This is a genomic window from Stieleria sp. (genome assembly GCF_041595215.1).
GTDB classification, from domain to species: Bacteria; Planctomycetota; Planctomycetia; order Pirellulales; family Pirellulaceae; genus Stieleria; species Stieleria magnilauensis.
Genome location: NZ_JBFHKV010000807.1, coordinates 1 through 4127 on the forward strand (window position 1 = coordinate 1; position 4127 = coordinate 4127).

The following is a 4127-nucleotide window of genomic DNA, read 5'->3' on the forward strand; positions in this document are numbered from 1 at the left end:
CCGGTGACGACGGCGACGATGTGCTGCTCGGCGGGTTTGGAATCGATGTAATTAACGCGGGGATCGGCAATGATCATGTCGAGGCGGGTGACGGCGATGACGTGGTCCAGGGAGGCCCCGGCAACGACACGATCCTTGGCGGTGACGGCAACAATGATCTGTCAGGTGATGACGGCGACGATACGCTGACCGGCGGCAACGATGTCGACATCATTCGTGGTGGCGCTGGAAACGATGTCATCCAAGCCATCGGCGGCGTCGGCAACCATCTGTTCGGCGATGACGGCAACGACATCATTGTCGGATCGAGCTTGGGCGCGGAAACCGATCCCGATTTCACCGACAGTACATGGTTCGGCGATCGGATCGAAGGCGGAGCCGGCGACGACCAGATTGACGCTCTCGGCGGAGCCGACTGGATTCGCGCGGGCAGCGGGAATGACCGCGTGTCGACGGGAGATGGTTCCGATGACGTCTTGGGCGAAGACGGTGACGACTGGATCTACGTGGGGCGTACCGCTGACGCACGAGTCAGTGGCGGCATCGGCAATGACACGATTATCGGCTCCCATCTCGGTGACGACGTCATCGACGGTGACGATGGCGACGACGATCTAATCGGCCAGGGAGGCTTCGACACGCGGCGCGGCGGAATCGGGAATGACCGGATCGACGGCGGCATCGGCAACGACCTGATCCAAGGCGGTGACGGAGAAGACGAACTGCGCGGCGGCGGCGGCAACGACGAGATCGAAGGCGGCAGCGGCAACGATGTCATCTACGGAAGCGACGACGCGGCAGACGTGATCCGCGGTGGTGATGGCCGCGACAAAGTCTTCGGCGGCGGCGGCAACGACCAGATCGATGGCGACGAAGGCGATGACCAGTTGCACGGTGGCCCCGGCGACGATGTGATCCGCGGCGGCGGCGGTTCGGACATCTTGACCGGCGACGGAGACCACGACCAATTGTACGGTCACAATGTCGGAAACCTGAACGATGACAATGCCGTTGATTATCTGTATGGCGATTTCGGCACGAACCTTGTGGTGCAAGTCGGTGCGGGACAAGACCGATTGGATGCCGGTGGCGGAAACGATTTCTCCTTCGGTGAATCCGGCGACGACTTCATCGCGACGGGATCACCCGGTGACTTGAACGACTATGGCAGTGGCGAAACCGCGGTGCCGTCCGACTTTGTTGCCCCGACGCCGACCGCCAATCCATCGCATAGCGGCGCGACAGATCAAATCACGTTTGCATCGACGCTGCCAACCGCCACGAACGCAAAAGGACGCTGGACCGGATTCTCCGGTTCGGAATCAGGACTGGGGATCGGCGGGCATGCCAGCGGAGCCAGTCAACCTGCAGTTGTGACCGACGCGACCGGTGCACGATACGTCGCCTGGGTCGACGGCCGCTCGGGACGACAAGAAATCTACGTCGCACGACATACCGACGCCGCCGGATGGGAATCGATCGGCGCGGGAGCCGAAGGCGGCGGAGTCTCAAACTCAGCCGCCGCCTCGACTCAACCGACCCTGGCGCTAATGGTCGACGGCAGCGTCGCCGTTGCCTGGACAGAAATTGCCGCCAGCGGAACCAGTGACATTCACGTCGCTCGATTTGATTCCGTCGCCAATCAATGGGTTGATTTGCCATCAGGACGCAGCCTCAGCAGCACCGGCATGGCGTCTGACCCGACGATGATCTCAACCGTGAATGGTCTCGTGATCGCATGGCTGGATCAGTCATCGGGAATCGAGAACGTCTACCTGCGTCGTTTCGACGGAAGCCAGTGGATCGAGCTTGCGGGCAGTGCTTCGGGAAGCGGCGTCAGCGGATCGAGCACCGAAGTTTCGTCGGTCGCGGTTGCTGCGGACGGAAACCGGATCGCTGTGGCGTGGACTCAGCAATTGGCCGACCAATCACAGATCTACGCCAAGGAGTTCAACGGTTCGACTTGGCTGGCGCTGGGCGGATCGGCATCGGCAGGCGGCGTCAGTCAATCCGACGCGCGGGCGGAGGATCCGTCTGTTGCCTATCTCTCCGGCAACCTGTTTGTCGCGTGGAGCGAATCCGATGGACCGGCGGAGTTGCCCGGAACACAAATCCGTGTCGCTCAATTCTCCGGCGGCAGCTGGACCGATCAGACAACGGCAACGTTTACCGGTAGCGACCATGCCGCGCGTGAGCCCCAGTTGGCATCCGGGGGAGGCGGGCTGTTCCTGGCCTGGGTGGATCAACCGAATCAAGGCGCCATCGGCGTGATGAAGTGGAATGGGACCGGATTCGCAGAGTCGCTTTGGGGAGACGCATCGCCCGGCATTCATCCGGGCAGCACTGGCAGCAGTGAATTGAATCTATTCGTCGACGCGTCGGGGCAACCGTTCGTCGCCTGGCAGGGACAAGCAAAGGGCCAAACCCCGCAAGTGTTCCTTCGTGGCGATGTTTCGGCACTCGTTTTGCCAAGCCGTCTCTTCATCGCGGATGCCGACGCGGGAACCAGTGTTACGAGTCTGCTGGCCGGCAATGACTTCGGCCCGGGCGACACGCTGTTGGTCGTCGGAGAGCATGTCGGGAATGTTACCATTGAAGCGGACGACGCCGGATTGACGGTCATCGGAGCCCCGGGATCGAGATTGCTTGGTAATGTCACCGTCAATGCTGAAAACGTCACGCTGCAACGTGTCGACGTGAGCGGAGATTTGACGATTCAAGCCAATGGCGCGACAGTTTTGCAAAGTACGCTTAGCGATGTTTCCATTACGGGGGTTTCCGACGCGCAGCTGATCGAATCGGTTGCCAGTGACGTGACCATTACATCCGCTGGAAATGCGGTTCTGGAATCAAACCAGCTTCGCGGGATCGTCTTGAATCTTGCAGGTGACGCTGTGATCCGATTCAACGAGATCGGCACGGGAGGAATCGACAACGCCACGGCTTCAACCGGCATGATTTCGGATAACGAAATCGTTGGCGCTGGAGTTGGCTTGTGGGTGCGCAATCTGTTCGGCGGCCAGATCACTCGCAACGTCATCCGTGACGGGCAAACGGGCGTCCGATACGAAGCGGGGGCGCAGCTGTTTGGCAATACGATCTCCGGTAATGCTACGGGAATCGAATCCGGCGTCGCCGCCGAAGACGCAGCGTTGGGTTTCGTCGGTCAAGGCATTCCGAACGTCATCGTCGGAAACACCACCGGCGTCCTGCTTAACGGCCTCATGCGAGGCCAGATCATTCGCGCGAATGCGATCGGAGTCCAAGGTTCGGGCATCCTGGGCGGTGACGATTTGAGCCATGCAAATGAGATCTCGGAAAACACCATCGGCGTCCAGTTTGACGGCGAAGTCCGTTACAACCGCATCGGTCACAACAACCTTGGCGTCGAAGCGTTCACCGGACAAACCATCGCGCACAACGTGTTCTTTGGAAACAACGGTGCTGTCCGTGTGGTAGATCAGGACGACGTCCGCATCGTGGGCAATACCATTTATGGAACGTTCGGTATCAACGTGAATCTGGTCAGCGGGAAACGTGCCGAAGTCACCGGAAACGTCATGTCAACTGAAACAGGTACGAACATCTGGGTTCAGCCGGCCGCGTTCGAGGGTTTCTTCAGCGATTACAACGTGTTGCATGCCGGTCCGAGCGGTGTGCTGGTCGAATACATCGCCAAGTTCACGGACATTCTGGATTGGCAAGCGGGTCTCGGCACCTTTGACCTGCATTCGATCGGCACGACGGCGCTGGACTCTAATGCTGCCCTGCCGAGTTTTCACTATCCCGCCCGGGATGATTTCGATGTGTTCCCGCTGGTTGCCGGGCAAGCCTGGACCAGCCCGACGATTGCCGCTGCCAATCCGCTGATCGATCTGGGGCGTTCAGCCACGGCCGCCGATGCGACCGACGGTGCGCCGACACATGACCCGGTGAACCTGTTAGCCAACGGAAGCTTTGAAAACGGACTGACCGGCTGGACGACGTCCGCCGGGGCGAACGTCCGCGCAGCCTCGCCGCTGCCTTTTGAAGGCGACGGATATTTCCATGCCGGATCGGTGATCACCGGAGAGGTCTCGCAGGTCATTGACCTCGCAGCTTCGGGAACGGATTTGAGTCAGGTCGAC

1 protein-coding gene is annotated in these 4127 nt (G+C 60.4%); it reads left to right on the forward strand.

Annotation, left to right across the window (positions count from 1 at the left end; translation table 11 throughout):
- Positions 1-4127: NosD domain-containing protein (locus ABX749_RS24465; protein WP_372898299.1), on the forward strand; the 4127-nt coding region annotated here is incomplete at both ends.